The sequence below is a fragment of the Congregibacter sp. genome (assembly GCF_045107095.1).
Lineage (GTDB): Bacteria > Pseudomonadota > Gammaproteobacteria > Pseudomonadales > Halieaceae > Congregibacter.
Genome location: NZ_JBGCFU010000048.1, coordinates 1 through 6,326 on the forward strand (window position 1 = coordinate 1; position 6,326 = coordinate 6,326).

At 55.8% G+C, this 6,326-nt stretch carries 6 protein-coding genes and 1 pseudogene; 1 reads left to right on the plus strand and 6 read right to left on the minus strand.

Features of this window, described 5'->3' with window-relative positions:
• The 6 genes from AB8B76_RS08915 to hemA form a co-directional block, all read right to left on the minus strand.
• The coding region (locus tag AB8B76_RS08915; RefSeq protein ID WP_405271788.1) for a DEAD/DEAH box helicase at nt 1-404 on the minus strand (404 nt) is incomplete at its 3' end.
• Between the two features lie 57 nt (nt 405-461).
• Nucleotides 462-1,046 carry a DoxX family protein gene (locus tag AB8B76_RS08920; RefSeq protein WP_405271790.1) on the minus strand — a complete coding sequence of 195 codons (585 nt, stop codon included), beginning with the start codon at nt 1,044-1,046 and terminating at the stop codon, nt 462-464.
• Nucleotides 1,047-1,143: 97 nt separating this feature from the next.
• Nucleotides 1,144-1,914 carry a HesA/MoeB/ThiF family protein gene (locus AB8B76_RS08925; protein WP_405271792.1) on the minus strand — a complete coding sequence of 257 codons (771 nt, stop codon included), beginning with the start codon at nt 1,912-1,914 and terminating at the stop codon, nt 1,144-1,146.
• A gap of 40 nt (nt 1,915-1,954) precedes the next feature.
• Nucleotides 1,955-2,797: a peptide chain release factor N(5)-glutamine methyltransferase gene (gene prmC, locus AB8B76_RS08930; RefSeq protein ID WP_405271793.1), complete on the minus strand. Its 843-nt coding sequence runs from the start codon at nt 2,795-2,797 to the stop codon at nt 1,955-1,957.
• Nucleotides 2,797-3,882 carry a peptide chain release factor 1 gene (gene prfA, locus AB8B76_RS08935; RefSeq protein WP_405271795.1) on the minus strand — a complete coding sequence of 362 codons (1,086 nt, stop codon included), beginning with the start codon at nt 3,880-3,882 and terminating at the stop codon, nt 2,797-2,799. Before prfA ends, prmC begins: the two co-directional genes overlap by 1 nt.
• On the minus strand, nt 3,879-5,291 hold the full coding sequence (gene hemA / locus AB8B76_RS08940; RefSeq protein ID WP_405271797.1) for a glutamyl-tRNA reductase: 1,413 nt from the start codon (nt 5,289-5,291) through the stop codon (nt 3,879-3,881). The genes prfA and hemA overlap by 4 nt, the downstream gene beginning before the upstream one ends.
• A gap of 295 nt (nt 5,292-5,586) precedes the next feature.
• On the opposite strand from hemA, the pseudogene AB8B76_RS08945 reads away from it, so the two are divergent.
• Nucleotides 5,587-6,326, plus strand: a pseudogene (locus AB8B76_RS08945) (hypothetical protein); the annotation flags it as partial.

Genomic DNA, 6,326 nt, shown 5'->3' on the forward strand with positions numbered 1-6,326 from the left:
AATTCTCTTGTGGGTGCAATCACCAGAGCCCGGGGCTCGCCTAAAAATCGCTCACCTTCGTGGGGATTTTTCAGGAGGTCATCAAAAATAGTAATCAAGAACGCTGCGGTTTTTCCTGTGCCCGTCTGCGCCTTACCGATAGCGTCATGACCCTGCAGCGTATGCGGCAGGACTTGCGCTTGGATTGGCGAGCAGTACTCAAAGCCAATCTCCGCAATCCCGTGCATCAAGCTGGAGTGCAAGTCTAGATCGTGAAAACGCGTTTTACCCTCTTCCGGTGCAACATCGAACTCGTCGACGCTCCAGGAAGCTGTTGCCGCAGCGGTTTTTGCCCGACCATTTTTGGAAGAGCGTGCACCGCCAGAGTGAGAAGAGGAGGTGTTAGATCGATTGGAACTCGTCAAAGGGGTATCTGCCTAAAAATTTAGGCGCGAAGTCTAGCATTTTTGGCGAATAATTGATCAGCGATTGAGCAGGCGACCGAGGTAGTAATCGACGCTTACATATCGGCCACCACCAGTGAACAAAAGCGTTACCAACATGATCAGATAGGTGACCGCGAACTCTATGCCGTTGTTTAGAATTACGAAACTCCCCCTCTCAGTGAGCCAGGTGTAGTTTCCATGATCTCGAAGCAATTCCCGCGCAGCACCCAAACGCTGGGCAACTTCCGGTGCACTGGAATCAGCAATCGCCGCCCATCCATTACCCCAATGTACCGCAAAGATGGCGACCAACATGGTGACTATCAAGGGAATTGAAATCCATCGCGTCGCTAAACCCAAGAGAAGCAGCAATGCCCCGATCGCCTCGGAATAAGCGGCCAAATAAGCGAGCACCGTAGGGAAAGGCAGGCCTAGACCGTATTCGGCGTTACCGAACCATTCGATGGTGTTTTCCATGCCGGCAATTTTTTGTGTACCGGCCATCCAAAACACTGGGACGAGATAGAGCCTAAGTGCGAGCGGCCCGAGCCCATCGAGATAAGCAAGACGTCCGAACAACGCCTCTTGAAAACGACCAAAACCTTGAACCAATGAACTCACTGCGGCTGCCCTCTGGGACGTAAATATGAATATGGCTGGTAATCGAAAGTTCTGACCGCGGTTCTGCTGTCCGGTTCCCGTAACTATTACCAATCACTCACAAACCAAACCCGCGACGCAGCTCTCCACCACAGTCAGGGCAATCGTCGCGCCGTGAGATTTCGATGATGTTTTGCTCGTAGCTCCTCAAATCCATCATCAGGACTTTTGATCGTAGGGACTCGCCCCACCCTGTGAGAACCTTAATCACCTCCAGCGCCTGAAGAGTGCCAAGCGCTCCAACCACGGGCCCGAGAACACCGTTCTCGCGACAGGAAAGCGCCGTAGAGGCACCTTCCTGTGGATACAAGCATCGGTAACAGGCGCCCCCACTCGCTACATCAAAGGTTGCTAACTGCCCTTCGGAGCGCGCGGCTGCCGCTGATACGAGAGGTTTACCTGCGCGAATGCAGGCGCGATTCAGGGAAAAACGCGTTGGGTAGTTGTCGGTGCCGTCAGCAACCAACTGCACGCTATTCACCGCCTGGTTTAATGCATCTTCTTCGAGGTTTTCAGTGAACTGGGAAACACGACAATCGGGATAGTGGGCGCTGATCAGCGCTGCCGCAGAAGCCGCCTTGGAACGCCCTATGTCGGCTTCCCCGTGGAGGATCTGTCGGTGCAAATTTGTGCGCTCAACGGTATCGCCATCCGCAAGAAGAAGTCGACCCACGCCTGCCGCAGCAAGGTAGATAGCAAGAGGACTCCCCAGACCGCCGCAACCGACGACCAAGACCCAAGCGCTGCGAAGGCGCTCCTGATATTCCAGAGTGAAATCGGGCAACATCAGCTGCCGACTGTACTGCTCTAACTCCCGGTCGCTCAGCACTCGCCTTCTCCCTGGCTTCTACACTACGTCTTCGGGTGCCTTACTCTGCCAGTTCTCCCAGCCACGCGCCACCAGTGACACGCTCATGGCCCGCAAGGTCGCGAGAGCTTCCGACATTTGAGAAGCCAGCGGCCGACAGCAGCTCACGCACCGCAGCTCCCTGCGCAAAGCCGTGCTCCAGAAATAAATGACCACCCGACTCCAGGTGCATGGGAGCCGAGTCAATAATCTCGCGAATATCATCCAGCCCGTCCACACCAGACGCGAGTGCTGACCGAGGTTCGAAGCGCAGGTCCCCTCTACTGAGGTGGGAGTCCTCGTCGGCGATGTACGGTGGATTGCTCACGATCAGGGAAAAACGACGCCCTGATAACTCCGAAAACCAGTCACCCTGAAGCCATTCGATACGCTGTAATCCCAGACGCTCGCCGTTGGCTCTGGCGACATCGAGCGCCTCCGCACTTTGCTCTACCGCCGTTATCCGCCAAAAGGGGCGCTCTTTTGCCAGTGCCAGAGCTATCGCACCGGAACCCGTTCCAAGATCCAGCGCTGCGGAATCCCCAGACAGGTCTAGAGACAACGCAGTCTCAATAAGTAACTCCGTGTCTGCGCGCGGAATGAGAGTGGCCTCATTGACCTGAAGAGACAGTGACCAAAAATCCCGTGAACCTAATAGGTAAGCAATCGGCACGCCTTGGATGCGCCTTTGCAGCCAATCACGATAACGCTGTTCGGCAGCAGCCGGGACATCGGCCTCAGGCCAGGCAATAAGATAGCTTCGTGGCTTATCGAGCGCCGCGCAGAGTAATAGCTGTGCTTCACGAAGAGACTCGTCACCCGCCAGAGTCGTGCTCTTAGCAAGCAGATCACGAACGCTCGCCATTACTGCCCAGACATAGCCGCTAGCTGGTCGGCTTGATGCTCCTGACGCAGAGGACCGAGCACCGGATCCATATCTCCCGCCACGACTTCATCGAGTTTGTATAGCGTGAGGTTAATGCGATGGTCCGTCACTCTTCCCTGAGGAAAATTGTAGGTTCGTATGCGATCGGATCGATCGCCGGTGCCGACGAGGTTTCTTCGCTGCTCGGCCTGCTCGCTAGCCTGTGCATCCTCAGCACTGCTATTGAGCTTGGCCTGCAGCAGGGACATAGCCCGAGCACGATTCTTATGCTGGGAGCGTTCATCCTGACATTCCACAACAATGCCGGTGGGCAAGTGGGTCAGGCGCACGGCGGAGTCGGTCTTGTTGACGTGCTGCCCGCCCGCTCCCGAAGCGCGATAGGTGTCTACACGAAGGTCCCCTTTGTTGATCTCGACAGCTTCAAGTTCCTCTGGCTCCGCAAGGATAGCCACAGTGCAGGCGGAGGTATGAATACGGCCCTGAGATTCAGTTTCGGGAACGCGCTGCACCCGGTGTGCACCGGACTCAAACTTAAGAAACGCGTATACGTCCTTGCCTTCTATGCGACTAATAATCTCTTTGTAACCGCCATGCTCGCCGGGGCGCTCAGACAGCACTTCGATACGCCAGCCCTGCCGCTCTGCGAAGCGACTGTACATCCGCTGTAAATCACCGGAAAAAATAGCGGCCTCATCACCGCCGGTACCGGCACGAATTTCCAAAAAGACGTTGTGACTGTCTTTAGGGTCCCTGGGCAGTAACAACACCTGAAGCTCAGCTTCCAACTCTTCGCGGCGGGCCTCACCCTCACTGATCTCTGCCTTTGCCATCTCCCGCATATCGGCGTCGTCATCCGACAACATCGATTCTGCGGCCTCGAGATCGCCTTGGAGCTCTTGATATTCAGCAAAGCACTTTACGACGGTTTCCAGTTCAGAAAACTCTCTGGATAGACGACGAAACTGATCTTGATCCGAAATCACACCAGGGTCTCCCAGCAAGGCTGAGACCTCTTCGTGACGCTCGGAAAGCGTCTCCAGTTTGTGGAGCAGTGATGACTTCACTGCAGTGTGGGGCCGGGCGTCCTGGGACTCTCGCTCGCTGCATTGGGAGTCGCTTGATCCGCCCCCTCTGTCGATTGATCCAACGCTTGTGACATGGAGCCATCAGCTGGTAGGGAGCCATCAGCTGATAGGGAGTCGTCACTGGTCTGCAGGCCTAAAAGGCGCGCCGCATGGCCCAGCACATCATGACGCCCTTCGGCGCTGGCCTTCTTGAGACCGGTGGTCGGCGCATGAATGAGTTTATTGGTAATCGAGCGAGCAAGCTGCGCAACCACCTGCTGCGGGTCGTCTCCTCGGCTTATGGAGGCCAGGGCCCTCTCTAGCTCTTTCTGTCTGAGCGCTTCGGCCGATTTGCGATATTGCTTCACCAGGTCTACGGCGCCCAGCGAACGATGCTCCTCGCCCACGGTGGCAATACCTTTGGCGATGATTTCGTCGGCCTTACTCACTTCCTGCTGACGTGCGCGAAGGTTTCCGTCAACGATCTGTCTGAGATCATCCACGCTGTACAAATAAACGTCCCGCAGATCGCTAACCTGCGGCTCAATATCTCTGGGCACTGCGATGTCGACCATTAACATGGGACGATGACGTCGGGCCTTCAGTGCTGACTCCACCGTGCCTTTACCAATGATAGGTAACTGACTGGCAGTAGAAGTGATGACAATGTCGGATTTAGGCAGGTGATCTGGAATCTCAGCCAGAAGCACCGCGTCGGCCCCAAACTGCTGAGCCAATTCGCGGGCTCGTCCCAAAGTGCGATTGGCAATCACAATATTACTCACGCCTGCTTCAATGAGGTGTCGCGTTACCAGCTCTATGGTTTCGCCAGCACCCACGAGCAGCGCGTTGCAGTCATTCAAATCGGTGAAGATTCGTCGTGCGACATCTACTGCGGCAAAGGCTACGGAGACAGGGTTTTCGCCAATAGCAGTATCGGTGCGCACTTTCTTGGCGATGGTAAACACTCGAGGAAACAAACGACCAAGCTCGCTACCCACGGTTCCCGCGTCGTTGGCGACCGCATAAGCGGACTTAAGTTGACCAAATATCTGCGGTTCCCCAAGAACCATCGAGTCCAAACCCGCGGCCACATGCACCATATGCCGAAGCGCGGCCTCGCCTTCATGGTGGTAGGCAGCGCCACGAAGATCATCCACCGACAGGTGGTGATAACTCGCCATCCAGTCAATGAGCTCTCGCGCTTTATCAGCAAGGGGCTTCGCCGTAGACGCCACTGCGTAGATTTCGGTGCGGTTACAGGTCGAAAGGACAACAACTTCGTCTATTTCCGCCGAACGACACGCATCATTCATCGCCTCGGACACTTGCTCTGGGGCAAAAGCCACGCGCTCCCGCACATCAACGTGTGCAGAGTTGTGATTAATGCCTAGTGCTATCAAGTTCACAGCAAAAAGTGTCCAGTTTGCCTGTCATTCGTTCTTGGGGAGGATTCTAGCAGTCTGAGAGAAAAATCGCAGACTTAAATAAGCCGCTTTTGGGAGCACCAAAACTTCACGACCAATCCTATGGCAGCGCCGCTAGTAATACTCGAGCAACGCCCATCGAACGCAGCGTGGGTTTCGCTGTCTCACTGTGTCATCATTCGTGTTCAGTAACTCGGTTAGACACATGTTTTTTGACCCTTTATTTTGCCTCGTCCGAAGACTGCCTGCTCGCCTTTTCAGATTGGTGCCTGTCCGATTGGCGCCTCCGGCGGCGACTTGCATTGGCGGCCGCTCTGCGGGCAATGGTGGCTATGTTGCGCAACTGACCGCTACGCTTGTGGCTTTCGCGGTTCTCAGCGGCTGCGCCACTAACGGCCAGATTGTTAAAAACGATGATTTGGAACCACAGGCTGCAAGTGTCGCGAACGACGACAGCCCCCCTCCTCCACCAGTGCCTGAACGCCCCATACCCGAATCCTCGGTCTACCCTCTTCTACTGGCTGAATTTGCCCTCAGACGCCGAGACTTTGATACAGCACTGGATACCTACCTCGACCAAGCAGATGTCCTTCAGGATCCTGCTGTCAGTGCCCATGCAACGCATCTAGCGCAGTACCTGCAGCGCGAACGCGGAGCCTTCCGGGCCGTTCGACTTTGGGTAGAGCTTGAGCCTGACAACGTCGAGGCAAACAGCACTCTTGCTACGTTGCTTGCGCGACAGGGCCGCAATCGCGAAGCCCTTCCCTATTTAGCCACCGTCGCAAGGGCCGGAGAAAAAGCTAAGTTCCCTGTATTACTCAACCGCTACAAAGCGCTTCGACCTGCCGATCAAGTTGGCCTTGATAGCGATACTCAGGCGTTGCTAGATGACGATCTAGGCGATGACGTATCGCTGCGACTCACTCATGCACTGATGGCGGAAGAGCGCGGCGACGCCGCAGCTGCCCGGGCACGCCTAGCACCGGTTTTTGCTCTGGAGCCTTACCAGCGCCAGGC

Excerpts from the sequence above, each read along its gene's own strand:
- prmC (WP_405271793.1), bottom strand. The coding sequence starts at position 2,797 with ATGGCGAGCGTTCGTGATCTGCTTGCTAAGAGCACGACTCTGGCGGGT.